Here is a 15,253-nt window from a genome sequence, read left to right on the forward strand (position 1 = left end):
AAGTACAACCGCTCGAAACATGCATTGTGGCGGTACGAAAAGAAGTGCCCGAACGGTCATGGGCGATTGCCCGGAAATACCTTTCGACGCTCATACCCGCCTGCTATCAAGGGAAATGAGTACGCTGTGGTTCCCGCCGTCGGCTGTCGCGCGAGTGAGGAAGTCCCGTGAGTTGCCCGGTCTGCTCGTCCCGCCGCTACCCCTGCCGGGGAGGTCTGACTCCGGGCAGCGCCCCGTCGCCCGGCTGTCCGCTGAGCGGTGAGGAGCGGGCGCTGCGCGTCCAGCGGCGCGAACGGTTCCGCGAACTCAGGTCCCGGCCCGAGTGGAACCAGGGCCGGGCGCGTGGGCGGCGCAGCCGGGTCGGCCTGCTCGCCTGGGCGGTGCTCGCACTGTTGCTCCTCGCCCTCTTCCTGCTCTGACGCCCGCGCCTCGACGGTGCCCTTGTGGCCACGCTCCGGCGGCGGCTCCACCCGACTCCGGGCGCGGGGCCGCCGGCCGAACCCCTTATTGTCGGGCGGGCCACGGGCGCCCGTGGCCCGCCGGGCGGGCACCTTCGCCCGGCCCGCCCGACCCAGGAGTGTGCGACGACATGACCCGCAACCGAGCCGACGCGACCGTGGCCCAACGATTCCTCACCGCGTTCGCCGCACACGACTGGGAGGCGCTGCAGGCGCTCTTCTCCGTCGACCTGACCTGGAGCATGCCCGGCGACGGCACCATCTCGGGGACGGTGCACGGCGCGGACGCAGCCGTCGACCGGGCGCGGAAGATCGCCGGCCGGGGCCTGGCCACCGAGTTGCGCCACATCCTGACCGGCGTGCACGGGGTCGCCCTCTCCCTGCACAACACCGCCGAGGACGCCGACGGCCGTGCGCTCGACGAGCACCTGGCGACCGTGCTGACCATTCGCGACGGCAAGGTCTGCGCCATCGACAGCTATGTGTCCGACGTGGACGGCATGAGCGCCTTCTTCAGCTAGACCATGGCCGGTGGGCACACGCCGGCTCGACCGCACATCCGGGGGAACCGTGAACGTCAGCAGTGAACAACACCCGCACACCGCACGGCAGTTGCAGGCCGGTCAGGTGGTCGCGATCGGCTGGCTGCTGTGCGGCGCCGCGCTCGTCGAACGTATTCCGCGCTTCGTCTCAGGGCATCGGTACCTGCTGTGCCACCACTCGTCGGCCCTCGACCGACTGACGCTCACAGCCCTCGCAGTCGTACTGGCGGCGGGGGTGGTCGCCCTGGCCGGCGCGATCATGATGCAGGCGAAGAACCCCCACCGGGTGGCCTTCCCCGTGGTGTGCCTCGTCGTCGTGGCCGCTCTTCTCGTCGCGGCGGACGGGGTCGACGCCCATGGAGAGAAGCTGGCCACACAGTTGTCGGCCACACCGTTCACGGCGGGCGCGTGTGACTACATCCCGCAGGACTATGTCGCCACACCGGGCTGGTTCTTCTGGTAGGGCACAGCCACATGGGCCGGTGCCCTATGGACGGGGGCCACGTGGGCGGGCGCCACATGGGCGGCGCCGCAGTCGTCCGGCGTCCGGTCGCGAGTCACCCGGCCAGCGCGGCAAGGAGCATCGGCAGGGAACGGTGCAACTCCCTCTCCCAGTAGGGCCATGCGTGGGTTCCGGGCCCGTAGAAGTCGGTGAGCACCGGACTGCCGAGGGCGCCCAACCGGTCGGCGAGGGCCCGGTTCTGCCGCTCGAAGTAGGCCTCGTTCGGGTCCTTGGCCCCGGCCGGATCGTACGGGCCCGCCTCACCGTTCCCGCAGGACAGGAAGAGGGGGAGCCCGCGCAGTGCGCTCGCCCGTACCGTGGGGTCGTGCGCGGCCCACACCGTACGTTGGCGCACGGGATCACCCCAGACGGCGTACGGGTCCACGCCCTGCGTGCGGTCGAGGTTCAGGAACCAGTCGGGGCCGGGTCCGCCGGGCACCTGGAGCAGCGGGTGCACGGTGCCACTGAACGAGGCGACGGCCCGAAACAGGCCCGGGTGGCCGACCGCGTACGAGAGCGCGCCGAAACCGCCCATCGAGAGACCGGCGGCGACGCGTCGGCCGCCCGCGCCGTAGCCGCGCTCGACGATCTGCCGGACCTCGGTGGTGTGGAAGGTCTCCCAGCGAGGTGCACCGCCCCTGCCGTAGTTCCACCAGTCGCTGTACCAGCCCGCCGCGCCGGCCTCCGGCATCACCACCAACACCCGCCGCAGGGAGGGGAGTTGGGCCACATCGCTGTACGTCGTCCAGTCGGTGTACCCACCGCAGCAGCCGTGCAGCAACCACAGGGACGGCCAGTCGTGCCGCCCCGGCGACCAGCCGTCCGGAGTGAGCAGGCGTACCTGGGCGGTGGTGCCCAGGGCCGGGGAATCGATGGTGAGGTCGAGGCGGTTGGGGGCGATCCGTTGCTCCGCGACGACCCGCGCGCCGTCGTCGGCCCGGACGAACCGGTCCCGCGCGTGGCCCGTGCCCGCGCCGAAACCGGCGGCCAGCAGGGCGACCAGGATCGCGACAACGCCTGTGCTGACCGGTACGCGACGCATCCCGACCCCCTTGTGTGAGCCCCGGGCCCGGTGCGGAACACCGCGCCACTCGGCGACCAATGGCCCCGCCGGTCTACCAGCCGCGTCCCTTCGCGCGCGAGAGGCGCTCCCCGGCCACCCCCATGTGGGTTCACCACATGGGGGCCGCACCCATGGCGTGTCCTGCCGCTGGTGGCCGCACCGGCTCACCCGTACGGCTCTCAGAGCGACAGCTGGGACACCTCGCTGCTCAGCCTCGGTGCCGGAACCGGTCGTTCCGAGCGCGGCCTCGGCGGCACGGCCGGAGCGTCCCGGGCGATTGAGGTGATGAGCTCGCGCAGCTGCTCCGCGTAGCGGTGGATGTTCTTGTGCGCGATCGCCGTGTCCGGGTAGCGGATGGCCAGTTGCAGCCCGCCGTGCAGCCGGGTGAACCACGCGCACACCTGGTCGCCGTAGGAGACCCGGAGCAGCGCGGACGCCCGGAGCTCGTCCCACTGCCGGGCCCCGGGGATGTCCCGGGCGTCCACGAACGACACGATCGAGTAGAGGTCGGGGGACGTCGGGCGGAAGTCCGAGCCGAGGAGCCGCAGCACCCGTGCGATCGGCAGGTGGGCGAGCGCCTTGTTGGCCCGCAGCGCGCCGTGGACCATCTTCAGGGCGTCGTCGAACCCCCGCGCCTGTGCCACCGGGATCTCGATGGGCGCCCCGCCGACGTACCACCCCACCGAATCCGCCCACCGGGACTTCGCTCGGGTGTGCAGCGGCACCACCGTGCGGTAGACCGGCTCGCCACCGATGTCGTGGACGATGAGGCTGGTCGCCGCCAGAATGCCGACCTGCCCGCCGCCGAACGGCCGGCAGTACGCCGAGAAGGCGGCGGCGTCCGCGTCGTCCACGAGCATCTTGTACAGGAGCTTCTGCTCGGGCAGTCCCCCGCCGGGTTCGAGCCCGAGGTCCACCGGGAAGGCCGGCAGCCTGCCGTCGCACCGGGTGATGAACTCCCGCCAGCGCGCCACGATCGCGTGGGTGTCGTCGACCTGGTCCGCGCTGGCCCGCTCGATCTCGCAGAAGTCGACATAGCTGCCGACCGGTGCCGTCTCCTCGGTGCGCCCTTCGGCCCGCGCCGAGTACAGCTCATGGATCTCGGCGGGGATGCGCTGGATCGAGTACGCGTCGACGTTGCTGTGGTCGAAGGCCATGTAGACGCTGGTGGATTCGGGCCTGACGACCGCCGTGTACAGGAAGTTCGGCCAGCCCAGGGCGTCCGCCTCCACATCGAAACGATCCTGGAGGTGGTGGCTCAGCTCCTCCGCGTCGGGGAAGTCACCCACGACCTCACGCCGGAGCGCCACCGCGTCGGGCGCGGCGGTGAAGCGGCGCATCTCGTCGTCGACCCAGCGGAAGCCGCTGCGCAGCGTCTCGTGCCGCAGGGTCCAGGTCCGCAGGGCCGCTTCCAGGACGTCCAGGTCGACCGGCCCCAGGATGTCGAAGGCGGCGCCCAGCCAGGTCGGCACGAACAGGCCGTCCTGGCGCACGGACCGAGCGGTCCTGATGTGTGATTCCTGCACATAGGCGGGGGGCCGGGAGTCGTCCGGCTGACTGGTCGCGGCCTCGACCATGGCGGGATCCAGACTCCACTCCACCAGCCGTCCGGGACGGACCTCGCAGCCGTGAAGGTCGGTGATTCGCACGGGAGTTGTCCATTCACAAGCTGTCGGGGAACACGGGCGAGCGGCGGGCCGCGGGTGCTGGTACGGCTGCGCGGGAACGCCCGCCGCGGCCGGCCCTGCGGAGCACCTGGCGGCAGTCGGCCGGACAGGGCGAGCGGCCCGGCCGGGCGCGTACGGCCCGATGGCCCCGGACACGGCGCGCGGCGCGGCAGACGACCGCTGCCCCGGTCCGGCCCTCACACCCCGAGTGCTCCCCTGCGGGGCAGGCCGAGCCGGCCGGATCGCACGGCTGCCCCGGCCCCGGTGCCACAACGCCCCTCAGCGGGGCACCCGTTGGAGAGGGCGTCGGGCGAGTCGCGGCCGCCGCGCACCGCAGCCCAAGAAATACGGTCATGTGGTGACCAACGCGGGACAGGCGCTCCCGGGCACGCAAAACCACCCCATCGAGTCGTTTGCGCCGACCGGCGCGTCCTCACGCCCCCGAAGGGATCACACTCCCACCCCGCGACCCATGAGGCTTTGCCCAGTCCCCAACTCCCCCTGTAAAGCACCGATTTGCAGCTCGCGCGACCCGGATGGGGCAGGCAGCGGGGCGCGGCGGGAAGCGGTCGGGCCGCGCGTCAGCCCGTCGCGGCGGGCGGCGTGTTCGGCACCGACAGCGGGGCGGGCTCGGCCGTGGACGGCTTGGTCGCCGGCTTCGCCTGCGCGAGCTCCTCCTTGACCATGGCGGAGATCTCCTTCAGAATCGCCGCCACCTCCGCCTTGGCCTCGGCGACGTCCGCCGCGGCGTCCTTCTTCTCATCGGCGATCATCTGGTTGACGTCCTTCATCGTCGCCGCCAGCTCGGCCTTGACGCCGGCGACGTCGTCGTCACCGGCCCGGCTGCCCATCGACTCGCCTCCCGTCCCGGGGACGGGTACGGCCGGCGCCTGTCCGGCGGCGTAGGCAGGTGCTGCGGTACCTGCGGCGAGGGCGCCGCACAGGGCGATCGCGGCGACGGTGGTACTACGGCGCATGATCGCGCTCCTCATCAGGTCGACGGCATCCAGGTCACTCCACTCTCGATCCACTGTTCGCCACCTTCGGATGGAGGGCCACCCGGGCCTTCCGAACGAGTGAGCCCGGTCTGACGCTCCGTCGGGGGGTGCCGCACATGGCGCGGCGGCCGTCATGGAGGATCGGGCCATGGGTGAACGTGTGGAACGGGTCGACGAGCAGGATCGTGTCCTCGGCGTCGTCGAGCGGGGCGAGGCCGTGCGCGAGGGCTGGCTGTACCGGATGGCCATGGTGCTGTGCCGTGATGAGCGGGGCCGCTGCCTGGTGCACCGGCGCCCGGAAGGCGTCTCACGCTTTCCGGGCGAGTACAGCTGGCTGGTGGCGGGGGCGGTGGGTGTGGGCGAGCCCTACGCGGACGCCGCACGCCGGGAGCTCCGCGAGGAGCTCGGGGTGGACGCTCCGGTGCGTCCGCTCTTCAAGTTCCTGTGCGACGGGGAGCTCGGACCGTACTGGTTCGCGGTGTACGAGACCGTCGTGGAGGAGGCGGACGTCGTGGCGGACGCGTCGGAGGTCGCCTGGCACGGCTGGCTGACCGACGACGAGTTGAGGGCGGCCATGGCGAGCTGGAAGTTCGTCTCGGACAGCCGGGACGCCTATACCCGCTATCTCGCCCTCGGCTCGTCGGGCCAGGACTCAGGAGCGGTTGACCCGGCCGGCCACCGCGTGGCCGATGAGTAGGTAAACCACGGCGGGCAGACCGTAGTTGACGATCGTGCGCCAGGTGTCGGACCTGATGGTGAACATGTCGCGCGACCAGCCCGAGAGCCAGTCCGCCGCGTGGCGCACCCACGACACGATGTCGTTGGCCGTGTTGGCGTTCACCAGGAAGAAGGCGATCCAGAGGATCAGGATCAGGGCCATGACGTCGACGATGACGAGTATGCCGGTGGCGGCGGGGTTACCGCCGTAGCGCCTGGGCATGTCCAACTCCTTGTCTGTACCGATGGGTTGAGGTGCCGAGCCGATCGACCGTGACGTGCCCCGGGGGCGCCACGGGGGCGCCCGCCGGGACACGGGGGATGTCGGTCCTCACAGGCTGAGCAGGCGTTCCGCGAGCCTGCGGTATTCGCGCAGGGCCATCCGGAGGTCCTCGGTGGCCGAACCGCCGGACGCGTCCTGCCAGGACGCGCGCAGCGTGCCGCGCCGCTGTCCGAGGGTCTCGATGATCCGCTCGGTCAGGGCGTCGACCGCGGAGGCCGCTTCCTCGACCGCCGCGCGGGGTTCGTCCACGAACCCGCCGACCGCGTGGTGCAGCCTGAGCTCCAGCTTCTCCCGCTCGTGGGGCGGCAGTACGGCACCGTCGTCGACAGCGCCGGACTCGGCCGCGGCCCGCCGCCCGGCCTGCTCGGGGACGCGCCCCTCGGCCGCGGGCTGTTCCGCCACGGGATGCCCGGACCCGGACAGGGACCGTTCGGACACGGGCTGCCCGGCTGCGGACCGTCCGGTGAGGTGCTTCCCGGTCCCGGGCTGGTCGGGAAGGGTCTGGTCGGGGGCGACGGCGCGCCCGGCCACGGACTGGTCGGGGACGGCCCGTTCGGGGACGTCACGGCCGGTCAACGGCTCTCCGGCGGCGGCCCGGTCGGGGACGGCACCCCCACTCAGGGGCTGATCGGCGGCGGCCCCGGCGGGAACATCGCGTGCGATGCCGGGCTGATGGGTGCCCGGCTGCTCGGGGACGTCGTGCCCCGAGACGAGTTTGTCGGCCAGGGGCTGATCGGATGCGGAACGCTCGGGCTTGGTCATGACTGGCTCCCTCGGGCGGTGTCGTCGTAGTGCGTGCCGCTGTGGGACGCGTGCCGGCCGCCGCGCACTCCGAGGCGCCCGGCCTTGTCGCCGCGGCGTTCCCCGGCCAGTACGGCGAAGAACTCGTGGGCCTGTACGAGGGTCTCGCGCAGTTCTTCCGTGCTGGGCCTGCGCCCGTCGGCGCCTTGGGCGACGCCACGGATGCGGCGGTAGCTGTCCAGGTGCTGGGGGTGGTGCACCGAAAGCGCGGCCAGTTGCTCGTCGGACGAGCCGCTCGGGAAGCCGCGTTCGTTCGCGAGCCGGCCGAGCAGCGCCTCGGCCTCGGCCACCGCGCGGGTGGGCGATTCCACGAACTCCTCCTGAACACGGGCCCATTGGGCGGCGTACCGGCTGCGCTCCTCGGCGCTCGGGGGGTCGACCTTCAGGCTGCCGTACCGGCGGACCCGCTCGTCGAGGTCCTTCTCCGCGGCCTTCACATCGCCGTGGTGCTCGGCCACGGTCCGCTCGTACTCGGGTCCGAACCGGCTGCGCAGGCCTTGGCCCCGCCGCGCTACGAACATGCCGATGACCACCGCCAGAACAACGATCACCACGATCGCTATCAGGATGATGACGACACCACTGGACATGGCCTGCCTTCCCGTTGGAGAACGGCCCCGCACTACGGGCTGTCCTCCACCGTGTAGACGCGAAACGGCCGAATAAACGCGCCGTCAAGGGACGTGTCCCGCGACTTCCGCGCGACGGACCGTTCACCCCATCGGGTCACGCGATTTTCCCCCGGGCCGGAACACGGAGACGCTGCAGAGGAACAACCCACCACAAACTGGAGGAAAATCGTGCGTATCCGTACCGCACTCGCCGCAACTGTCCTGGCCGCCACTGCCGTCATCGGCACGGCGGGTGCCGCAGCAGCCGACCCCAACCCGCCGGTCGTCGGCTCGGCCCACGACTCCCCGGGCGTGCTGTCCGGCGATGTCATCCAGGTCCCGGTCGACGTCCCGGTCAACGCGTGCGGCGACAGCATCGACCTCATCGGGCTGCTCAACCCGGCGGCCGGCAACACCTGCGTGAACCACTGACGCACCGCCCGCGCACCCGACTTCGCCCCGGAACGGCACCAGGGTTCCGGGGCGAAGCCGCGTTCCCCGCACCGGCACCGCTCGGCCAAGGACCGGGCCGCTGCGGAAACAGCCCGGTTCACCTCGCGTCGGACGTGCATCGCCGCCGCGCCCGGAGCAGACTCGCCCTCGCGAGGGGGGCCGGCGAAGAACAGAACGAACAGGAAAGCAACGTCATGTCGACTGCCAGCCACACCGAGCACGCCGAGCACACCCACGAACACGGCACCGGCTGCGGCCATGTGGCCGTGCCCCACGCAGATCACGTGGACTATGTGCACGACGGCCATCTCCATCGGTCCCACGACGGCCACACCGACGAGTGCGAGCCGGGCGGCCACACCGTGCACGAGGACCACGCCCATCGCCACCAGGCGGGCTGTGGACACGTTTCCGTACCGCACGGCGACCATGTCGACTACGTCCACGACGGCCACCGTCACGCCGACCACGACGGCCACTGGGACGACCACTGAGCGTCGGCCGCCCCTGAACACGGCCGCATCGACTCCGGCGCGATCCCCGCTCGGTCCGCGGCAGGTCAGTCCGCGGCCGGCCAGTCGGCCGGAATCCCCCTCGCCCCCGACTGCGGCGATCCGCCCGTCCGGGCGAGGGGCCCCTCATGGGCGCGCGTGTCCACTCTCGCCCGCGCACTCGCCAGCAACTCCCTTGCTGTGGCGAGGAGTTCGGCTTCGGCGATCGGTCCCGGCGTGGGATCCGGCGCCGGTCTTGCCGCCTCGCGGATGGTGAGGGCGAGGTGGGCGGAGAGGCCGTCCTCGCCGGTGGCGCGGTGCGGGGCGCCGCGCGGTACGTACAGGACGTCACCCGCACCGATGACGGTGCACAGGGCGGGCGCAGCCGGAGTCCGGACCGCGCCATGACGTACATCGCCGTGGGCCGGGGCCTCGTACACCGTCCACTCCTTGCGGCCGGCGAGCTGTACGACGAGGACATCGGCGTCGTCGCAGTGCACATCGCGGCCCCGGCGCCCCACCGTCGTCGCGAAGCAGAACGCCTCCGTCTCGCGGCCCAGGTCCTGGGAGAGGAGGGCCGTCAGGGCGCCGGCCGAGGCGTTCCACCGGCCGAGTCGGGGCAGCAGGAGCGTGGCCCCCTCCGCGAGCAGATGCATGATCCGTTCCGGATCGGCGAAGCCTTCCTCGGCCCCGTGGGCCGTACCGGCGGCGGCACCGAGCTCCGCCGCCGGTACGACCTCGCTCTCCCGCACCAGCTCGACGTACGGCGTGCGCATCAGACCGCCGCCGAGCGCTCCCGTCAACTCCCGTAGTGTGGGCACCTCTTGAGGCAGGAATGGAGGCGTGAACACACGCGGCCGGCCCAGGCGGCACGTCTCGAAGAACGACCCGGGCTCGCCCAGCAGGCGGTCAAGCACTCCCCAACGCATCGTCTCTCCCCAGGTCGGGGGCGGTCCGGCGCCGCCCTCAGCCGAACCTACGGGAGCGATCACGCATATGCCCCGGGACGATCGGGCAGCGTAGGCGGTCGCGAAGTCGCGGGAGCTGCCCGGGAGATCATTGACGGGTCGGCGGATGCGTCGCACCCGATCGTTGACCTCAAGCACGGTGGAGGTCGTACGTTCCTCGCATGAGTATGGAAGCCACCGCGTGGACGCAGCTCCACAACGTCATGAACGCCCAGCAGGACAAGCGGCCCTTCAACCGGGCCACGCTGCGCCGCATCGGCGCCTTCGCCCGCCCCCACCGACGCCGGATCGTCCTCTTCCTGGTCCTGAGCGTCGCCACGGCACTGCTCGCGGTGGCGACGCCGCTGCTCGCCGGGCGGGTCGTGGACACGATCGTGGCCGGCAAGGAGAGCGGGACCGTCACCCGGCTCGCCCTGTACATCGCCGCGATCGCACTCGCCGAAGCGGCCCTCGGCATCGCGAGCCGGTGGCTTTCGTCGACGCTGGGCGAGGGGCTGATCCTCGATCTGCGGACGGCGGTCTTCGACCATGTGCAGCGGATGCCGGTGGCGTTCTTCACGCGGACCCGCACCGGCGCACTCGTCAGCCGCCTCAACAACGATGTGATCGGCGCCCAACGCGCCTTCAGCAACACGCTGTCCGGCGTGGTCAGCAACCTGGTCACGCTGCTGCTCACGCTCGCGGTGATGCTGGGCATCTCCTGGCAGATCACCCTGCTCGCGCTCGTCCTGCTGCCCGTGTTCGTGCTGCCCGCGCGGCGCATGGGCACCAGAATGGCGCGGCTCCAGCGCGAGGCCGCCGAGCACAACGCCGCCATGGGCACCCGCATGACCGAGCGGTTCTCGGCGCCCGGCGCGACCCTGATCAAGCTGTTCGGGCGGCCCGCCGAGGAGTCCGCCGAGTTCGCCGCACGGGCCGGCCGGGTGCGGGACATCGGCGTGCGTACGGCGATGGCGCAGTCCGCGTTCATCACGGCCCTCACCCTGGTGTCGGCCCTCGCGCTCGCCCTGGTCTACGGCCTCGGCGGTTACTACGCGCTGCGCGGCACCCTCGAAGCGGGCGCGGTCGTCTCGCTCGCCCTGCTCCTCACCCGCCTGTACGCGCCGCTCACCTCGCTGGCCGGGGCGCGGGTGGAGGTGATGAGCGCGCTCGTCAGCTTCGAGCGGGTCTTCGAGGTGCTCGACCTGAAGCCGCTCGTCGCGGAGAAGCCCGAGGCCCGGGCGGTGCCCGCGGGGCCGGTGTCCGTGGAGTTCCACGACGTACGGTTCGGCTACCCGGCCGCCGACAAGGTCTCCCTCGCCTCGCTCGAAGAGGTCTCCAGCCTGGACACCCGGGGCGGCACCGAGGTGCTGCACGGCGTCTCCTTCCGGGCCGAGCCGGGCCAGATGGTCGCCCTGGTCGGGTCTTCGGGCGCCGGCAAGTCGACGGTGGCCCAGCTCCTGCCGCGCCTCTACGACGTCGACGCGGGCACGGTCCGGCTCGGCGGCATCGACGTACGGGACCTGACCGCCGACTCGATCCGGGACACGATCGGCATGGTCACCCAGGACGGGCACCTCTTCCACGAGTCGGTCCGCGCCAACTTGACGCTGGCCCGCCCGGATGCCGACGAGGAGCACCTCTGGGAGGCGTTGCGCCGGGCCCGCCTGGACGGTCTGGTCGCGTCCCTGCCCGACGGGTTGGACACGGTGGTCGGCGAGCGCGGCTACCGCCTCTCGGGCGGTGAGCGCCAGCGGTTGACCATCGCCCGTCTGCTCCTGGCCCGCCAGCGGGTGGTCATCCTGGACGAGGCGACCGCCCATCTCGACAACACCTCCGAGGCGTCCGTGCAGGAGGCGCTCGGCGAGGCGCTGGAGGGCCGCACCGCGGTGGTGATCGCCCACCGGCTGTCCACGGTGCGCTCCGCCGACCTGATTCTGGTCGTGGAGGACGGCCGGATCGCGGAGCGGGGCACGCATGACGAACTGCTCCGACTCGGCGGCCGCTACGAGGAGTTGTACCGCACCCAGTTCGAGCGCCCGGGCGGTGCGCCCGCCCTCGGCTGACGCAGGGGCGGTCTCCCGGGCCGGACCCGCCGCCCCGGGGCGCCGCCGGACCGGCTGCCGTGGGGTCGCGGCCGGAAACACCGGGTCGCAAGGGAACGGATCACCTCCGATCACGGTCTAGTCCGGTGCGCACCCCTGGAGGCGGTGCGGCTGGACGGTGGTCGCCGGGCGCCGCGTCCGGGCAGACCGTTTGCAGAGAGTGTTCTTGATCCATGGGGCTGACAAGTACCACCGTTCTGGCATCGGCCGTGCTCTGCACGGTGCTGCTGTCCCTCGTCGTCGTATGGCAGTGGCCCCGGCTCTCGGGGCGGGGGTGGCAGCCGGTCCTCGGGCGGGTGGGCCTGATGTGCGCGGTCCAGCTGCTGCTCTTCTCCGCCGTCGGGCTCGCCGCCAACAAGACGTTCCTCTTCTACGGCTCGTGGGCGGACCTGTTCGGACAGCAGGACGGTGTCGGGGTGCTCGGCGCACAGGCGGCCGCGAGCCCCGGGGTGAAGGTCGAGGGCAAGCAGAAGGTGGACGTCCCCGGCGCCGGGAAGCCCAGCATCGGCGGCGAGGTGCAGAAGGTCTCCGTCCAGGGAGAGCGGTCCCGGATAGTGACTCCGGCCTATGTCTATCTGCCGCCGGAGTACTTCCAGAAGGGGTACGAGACGCGGAGCTTCCCCGTCACGGTGGTCCTGACCGGCTTTCCCGGCACGGCCGAGAACCTCATCAAGGGGCTGCACTACCCGAAGACGGCGTGGACCCTGTCCAAGCAGAAGAAGACCCAGCCGATGATCCTGGTGATGATGCGGCCGACCGTCGCTCCGCCCCGCAACACCCAGTGCATCGACATTCCCGGCGGCCCACAGACCGAGACGTTCTTCGCCGACGATCTGCGCAAGGCTGTCTCCGGTACCTACCGGGTCGGCACGAAACCGCGGAACTGGGGCTTCATCGGCGACTCGACGGGCGGCTACTGCGCCCTGAAGATCGCCCTGCACCACCCGGAGGCGTACGCGGCCGGAGTCGGGCTCTCCGCCGACTACAAGCCGGACGTCGACCTCCAGTCCGGGGACCTCTTCCACGGCAACAAGCGCGAGGAGAACCGTTCCGACCTGCTGTGGAGCCTCGACCACCTGCCCCAGGGCAAGTCCTCCTTCCTGGTCACCACCTCCCGGCAGGGCGAGAGCAACCTGAAGGAGACCCGGAAGTTCATCACGAAGGTGAAGAAGCCCGCCCAGGTCTCCTCGATCACGCTCGACTCCGGCGGCCACAACTTCAACACCTGGCTCCGCGAGATCCCGCCCTCTCTCGAATGGCTGAGCGCCCGCCTCGCCGGGTGACCGGCCGCACGAAACTCGGCTGCCCCGCGCGCCCAACTCGCTTATCGTCAGCATGATTTCCGGCCGACGGCTCGGCCCGGCCGGACGAGGACGACGACGTGGAGGACGACTGTGCGGTACCGCGAACTGGGACGCAGTGGGCTGTCCGTGTCCGAGATCGGTTACGGCGCGTGGGGCATCGGCGAGTCCAGTTGGGTGGGTGCCACCGAGGACGAGTCGGTACGCGCCCTGCACCGGGCCATCGACCTCGGCGTGAACTTCATCGACACCGCGCGCGGCTACGGCGAGAGCGAGCGCATCGTGGGCCGGGTCGTGCGCGAGCGCGCCGCGGGCTCCGGGGACACGGTGCGTGTGGCGACCAAGGTGCCCCCGAAGAACGGTGTGTGGCCCGCGCCCAGCGGCATCGACCCCGCGCGGGCCTTCCCCGGCTCCCACATCCGGGAAAGCCTGGAGACCAGTCTGCGCGCGAGCGGACTGGAGCGTTTCGACCTGCTGCAGTTCCATGTGTGGAGCGACGACTGGGTCGGCCGCGGCGACTGGCTGGAGACCATCGACGACCTCAAGCGGGAGGGCACGATCGGCCTGTTCGGCGTCTCCGTCAACGACCACCGGCCCGACACCGCACTGGCCCTCGTCCGCAGCGGCGCCGTGGACAGTGTGCAGGTCATCTTCAACGTCTTCGACCAGTCCCCCACCGACGAACTGTTTCCGGCGTGCGAGGAGCACGGGGTGGGAGTCGTCGTGCGGGTCGCGCTCGACGAGGGCGGTCTCACCGGCAGCATCAGGGCCGACACGACGTTCCCCCAGGGCGACTGGCGACACCGCTACTTCAAGGGCGACCGCCCCGCACAGGTCGAGCGACGGGTCGCCGCGATCGTCGCCGATCTCGGCATCGCGCCGGACGAGATCGCGGAGACGGCGCTGCGTTTCGTGCTGAGTTCCCCGGCGGTGTCCACCGTCATCCCGGGCATGCGCAGCGTGCGCAACGTGGAGCGCAACACCGCCCTGAGCGACGGGCGCACCCTGACCGCCGAGCAGCTCGCCGTGCTGGCGAAGCACCGCTGGCAGCGCAACTTCTACTCGTGAGTGCTGCTGGGGGCAACGCGGCTGCGCGAGGCCCCTCCGAGGCCGTGCGGGGCAGGCGGTGGGGAACCCGCCTGCCCCGCACGGCCGGTGGGCCGGGCGGGGCGCCGGCTCAGACCAGGTCGACGTGGTACTGGCCGGCCTTGTAGTCGGCGAACAGCGTGTACTCGACCTCGGTCCCGGGTGCCGCCTCGTCGCCGAATTCCTTCTCCACGGGCTCCAGATCGACCAGGGCGTACTCGCTGTAGCCCTCGAAGTCGCCGGGCCCGTCCGCGACGGCGATGTGGATGGGGGTGTCGTCGGAGAGATCGGCGAGGGCCTGCCGCAGGCGGCCCGCCGTCCATACCTGCGGGGCGTGGTCAAAGGTGTCCGTCATGGGCGGAGAGTAGCCGCGCCCCCGCCCCGCCCCGCGCTCCCCCGCCAGCGGAGCGCCAACAGCCATCGCTTGGCCTATCCGGACGGGCCCGTCCCGGTCAGCCCTTCTTGATCTGCACGCGGTTGATGTTCACCGGCAGTGTCGGATAGCCGTCGCCGGGGCCGTTCTGGTCGTCCTCGCCGCCCGCCGCGATCTTCTTCAGCACGTCGAGCCCGGAGGTGACCCGGCCGAAGGGCGTGTAGGCGGGCGAGAGCTTGGTGTCCTTCCAGACGAAGAAGAACTGGCTGCCGTTGGTGTTCGGGCCCGCGTTGGCCATCGCCACCGTCCCGGCCGGATAGGTGGCGCCCGTGAGGTTCTCGTCCGGGAAGGAGTAGCCGGGGCCACCACTGCCGGTGCCGGTCGGGTCGCCGCACTGCAGGACGTACAGGCGGGCGGTGGTGAGCCGGTGGCAGTGCGAGCCGTTGAAGTAGCGCTTCTCGGCGAGGAACCGGAAGGAGTTGGTGGTGCACGGAGCCTTGTCGGTCAGCGCCTTGACGGTGATGGCGCCCTGGCTGGTGCGCAGGGTGGCGCTGAACGGCCTGGCGGCCCTGACCGGGTCGAAGTCCGGTATCCCCTTGTAGTTGTCGGCGGGTACGGCCTTGGTGTAGGCGCAGGCGGTGGCTGCGGGCACCGGGGCCTTGGCGTCCGCGTGCGGTGCCGGGGCGGCGGCGCCCGCCTGGGTCGCCGTGGCGAGCGGGATCAGGACGACGGCGGCGAGCAACGCACCTTTTCTACGGAGCACTTGAGGGCTTCCTTCCGGCGAGACCGACGTTGGCATGGCCGCCTCATCCTGCCCAGCCGCCCGCACACCATGCCACCCGGCGCCATCACCCG

At 71.4% G+C, this 15,253-nt stretch carries 18 protein-coding genes; 9 read left to right on the top strand and 9 right to left on the bottom strand.

Features of this window, described 5'->3' with window-relative positions; all coding sequences use genetic code 11:
* The first annotated feature begins 167 nt into the window (after positions 1-167).
* The 3 genes from IE267_RS27015 (at position 168) to IE267_RS27025 (ending at position 1,463) form a co-directional block, all read left to right on the top strand.
* Positions 168-419 carry a hypothetical protein gene (locus tag IE267_RS27015; protein ID WP_167160261.1) on the top strand — a complete coding sequence of 84 codons (252 nt, stop codon included), beginning with the start codon at positions 168-170 and terminating at the stop codon, positions 417-419.
* 170 nt (positions 420-589) lie between these two features.
* Complete coding sequence (locus IE267_RS27020) at positions 590-979, top strand: nuclear transport factor 2 family protein (RefSeq protein WP_189765012.1); 390 nt, start codon at positions 590-592, stop codon at positions 977-979.
* Positions 980-1,028: 49 nt separating this feature from the next.
* Complete coding sequence (locus IE267_RS27025; RefSeq protein ID WP_189765013.1) at positions 1,029-1,463, top strand: hypothetical protein; 435 nt, start codon at positions 1,029-1,031, stop codon at positions 1,461-1,463.
* A gap of 94 nt (positions 1,464-1,557) precedes the next feature.
* Here the strand turns inward: IE267_RS27025 and IE267_RS27030 are convergent, their stop codons facing one another.
* From IE267_RS27030 to IE267_RS27040, 3 genes are all read right to left on the bottom strand, one after another.
* Positions 1,558-2,544: an alpha/beta hydrolase gene (locus tag IE267_RS27030; protein WP_189765014.1), complete on the bottom strand. Its 987-nt coding sequence runs from the start codon at positions 2,542-2,544 to the stop codon at positions 1,558-1,560.
* A 200-nt stretch (positions 2,545-2,744) separates the two neighbouring features.
* A complete protein-coding gene (locus IE267_RS27035) occupies positions 2,745-4,214 on the bottom strand; it encodes a condensation domain-containing protein (protein ID WP_189765015.1) in 1,470 nt (489 codons plus the stop codon).
* Positions 4,215-4,813: 599 nt separating this feature from the next.
* On the bottom strand, positions 4,814-5,209 hold the full coding sequence (locus tag IE267_RS27040) for a hypothetical protein (protein WP_189765016.1): 396 nt from the start codon (positions 5,207-5,209) through the stop codon (positions 4,814-4,816).
* A 169-nt stretch (positions 5,210-5,378) separates the two neighbouring features.
* Between IE267_RS27040 and IE267_RS27045 the strand changes: the two genes are divergently transcribed.
* On the top strand, positions 5,379-5,927 hold the full coding sequence (locus IE267_RS27045) for an NUDIX hydrolase (RefSeq protein ID WP_189765017.1): 549 nt from the start codon (positions 5,379-5,381) through the stop codon (positions 5,925-5,927).
* Here IE267_RS27045 and IE267_RS27050 read toward each other — a convergent pair.
* The 3 genes from IE267_RS27050 to IE267_RS27060 all read right to left on the bottom strand — a co-directional run bounded on the left by IE267_RS27050 (position 5,883) and on the right by IE267_RS27060 (position 7,621).
* On the bottom strand, positions 5,883-6,170 hold the full coding sequence (locus IE267_RS27050; protein WP_189765018.1) for a hypothetical protein: 288 nt from the start codon (positions 6,168-6,170) through the stop codon (positions 5,883-5,885). The genes IE267_RS27045 and IE267_RS27050 overlap by 45 nt on opposite strands.
* 108 nt (positions 6,171-6,278) lie before the next feature.
* Complete coding sequence (locus tag IE267_RS39755) at positions 6,279-6,992, bottom strand: hypothetical protein (protein ID WP_229861445.1); 714 nt, start codon at positions 6,990-6,992, stop codon at positions 6,279-6,281.
* Positions 6,989-7,621: a hypothetical protein gene (locus IE267_RS27060; RefSeq protein ID WP_167160249.1), complete on the bottom strand. Its 633-nt coding sequence runs from the start codon at positions 7,619-7,621 to the stop codon at positions 6,989-6,991. Before IE267_RS27060 ends, IE267_RS39755 begins: the two co-directional genes overlap by 4 nt.
* Positions 7,622-7,828: 207 nt before the next feature.
* Between IE267_RS27060 and IE267_RS27065 the strand changes: the two genes are divergently transcribed.
* Positions 7,829-8,074, top strand: a complete 246-nt coding sequence (locus IE267_RS27065; protein WP_373304600.1) for a chaplin — start codon at positions 7,829-7,831, stop codon at positions 8,072-8,074.
* A gap of 215 nt (positions 8,075-8,289) precedes the next feature.
* Positions 8,290-8,589 carry a hypothetical protein gene (locus tag IE267_RS27070; RefSeq protein WP_167160245.1) on the top strand — a complete coding sequence of 100 codons (300 nt, stop codon included), beginning with the start codon at positions 8,290-8,292 and terminating at the stop codon, positions 8,587-8,589.
* Between the two features lie 65 nt (positions 8,590-8,654).
* Here IE267_RS27070 and IE267_RS27075 read toward each other — a convergent pair whose 3' ends face one another.
* Complete coding sequence (locus IE267_RS27075) at positions 8,655-9,515, bottom strand: JmjC domain-containing protein (RefSeq protein WP_229861446.1); 861 nt, start codon at positions 9,513-9,515, stop codon at positions 8,655-8,657.
* Positions 9,516-9,715: 200 nt separating this feature from the next.
* Between IE267_RS27075 and IE267_RS27080 the strand changes: the two genes are divergently transcribed.
* The 3 genes from IE267_RS27080 to IE267_RS27090 all read left to right on the top strand — a co-directional run bounded on the left by IE267_RS27080 (position 9,716) and on the right by IE267_RS27090 (position 14,007).
* Positions 9,716-11,599 carry an ABC transporter ATP-binding protein gene (locus IE267_RS27080; RefSeq protein WP_189765021.1) on the top strand — a complete coding sequence of 628 codons (1,884 nt, stop codon included), beginning with the start codon at positions 9,716-9,718 and terminating at the stop codon, positions 11,597-11,599.
* A gap of 212 nt (positions 11,600-11,811) precedes the next feature.
* Positions 11,812-12,921, top strand: a complete 1,110-nt coding sequence (locus IE267_RS27085) for an alpha/beta hydrolase (RefSeq protein ID WP_167160238.1) — start codon at positions 11,812-11,814, stop codon at positions 12,919-12,921.
* Positions 12,922-13,032: 111 nt separating this feature from the next.
* The gene (locus tag IE267_RS27090) at positions 13,033-14,007 is read left to right on the top strand and encodes an aldo/keto reductase (protein WP_189765022.1); all 975 of its coding nucleotides are present in this window, start codon (positions 13,033-13,035) and stop codon (positions 14,005-14,007) included.
* 109 nt (positions 14,008-14,116) lie between these two features.
* On the opposite strand, the gene IE267_RS27095 is transcribed toward IE267_RS27090, so the two are convergent.
* Both IE267_RS27095 and IE267_RS27100 read right to left on the bottom strand, forming a co-directional pair.
* Positions 14,117-14,380: a DUF6225 family protein gene (locus IE267_RS27095; RefSeq protein WP_189765023.1), complete on the bottom strand. Its 264-nt coding sequence runs from the start codon at positions 14,378-14,380 to the stop codon at positions 14,117-14,119.
* A 97-nt stretch (positions 14,381-14,477) separates the two neighbouring features.
* Positions 14,478-15,161 carry a peptidylprolyl isomerase gene (locus IE267_RS27100; RefSeq protein WP_229861447.1) on the bottom strand — a complete coding sequence of 228 codons (684 nt, stop codon included), beginning with the start codon at positions 15,159-15,161 and terminating at the stop codon, positions 14,478-14,480.
* Positions 15,162-15,253: the final 92 nt, after the last annotated feature.

The organism is Streptomyces xanthochromogenes (genome assembly GCF_014650455.1).
Classification (GTDB): domain Bacteria; phylum Actinomycetota; class Actinomycetes; order Streptomycetales; family Streptomycetaceae; genus Streptomyces; species Streptomyces xanthochromogenes.

Coding starts and splice junctions, on each gene's coding strand:
- IE267_RS27075 (WP_229861446.1), bottom strand. CDS start 9,515: ATGCGTTGGGGAGTGCTTGACCGCCTGCTGGGCGAGCCCGGGTCGTTC.
- IE267_RS27030 (WP_189765014.1), bottom strand. CDS start 2,544: ATGCGTCGCGTACCGGTCAGCACAGGCGTTGTCGCGATCCTGGTCGCC.
- IE267_RS27040 (WP_189765016.1), bottom strand. CDS start 5,209: ATGCGCCGTAGTACCACCGTCGCCGCGATCGCCCTGTGCGGCGCCCTC.
- IE267_RS27045 (WP_189765017.1), top strand. CDS start 5,379: ATGGGTGAACGTGTGGAACGGGTCGACGAGCAGGATCGTGTCCTCGGC.
- IE267_RS27080 (WP_189765021.1), top strand. CDS start 9,716: ATGAGTATGGAAGCCACCGCGTGGACGCAGCTCCACAACGTCATGAAC.
- IE267_RS27070 (WP_167160245.1), top strand. CDS start 8,290: ATGTCGACTGCCAGCCACACCGAGCACGCCGAGCACACCCACGAACAC.
- IE267_RS27095 (WP_189765023.1), bottom strand. CDS start 14,380: ATGACGGACACCTTTGACCACGCCCCGCAGGTATGGACGGCGGGCCGC.
- IE267_RS27060 (WP_167160249.1), bottom strand. CDS start 7,621: ATGTCCAGTGGTGTCGTCATCATCCTGATAGCGATCGTGGTGATCGTT.
- IE267_RS39755 (WP_229861445.1), bottom strand. CDS start 6,992: ATGACCAAGCCCGAGCGTTCCGCATCCGATCAGCCCCTGGCCGACAAA.
- IE267_RS27050 (WP_189765018.1), bottom strand. CDS start 6,170: ATGCCCAGGCGCTACGGCGGTAACCCCGCCGCCACCGGCATACTCGTC.
- IE267_RS27020 (WP_189765012.1), top strand. CDS start 590: ATGACCCGCAACCGAGCCGACGCGACCGTGGCCCAACGATTCCTCACC.
- IE267_RS27085 (WP_167160238.1), top strand. CDS start 11,812: ATGGGGCTGACAAGTACCACCGTTCTGGCATCGGCCGTGCTCTGCACG.